The 225-nt window shown below is 57.3% G+C and carries 2 tRNA genes; both read left to right on the forward strand.

The annotated features are described in order from the left end of the window. The first annotated feature begins 65 nt into the window (after window positions 1-65). Window positions 66-142 (forward strand) — tRNA-Pro (locus AC2YJL_RS27755). 5 nt (window positions 143-147) lie between these two features. Further along, window positions 148-223, forward strand: a tRNA-Ala gene (locus tag AC2YJL_RS27760). The last annotated feature ends 2 nt before the right edge of the window (window positions 224-225 follow it).

Consider the following 225-nt stretch of genomic DNA (forward strand, 5'->3'; position numbering starts at 1 on the left):
TGGATAGAGCGTTTGACTACGGATCAAAAGGTTAGGGGTTCGACTCCTCTCGGGCGCGCCATAAACGGGAAGTAGCTCAGCTTGGTAGAGCACTTGGTTTGGGACCAAGGGGTCGCAGGTTCGAATCCTGTCTTCCCGACCATTTATGGGGCCTTAGCTCAGCTGGGAGAGCGCCTGCCTTGCACGCAGGAGGTCAGCGGTTCGATCCCGCTAGGCTCCACCAAT

The organism is Priestia sp. SRI_019 (assembly GCF_057586255.1).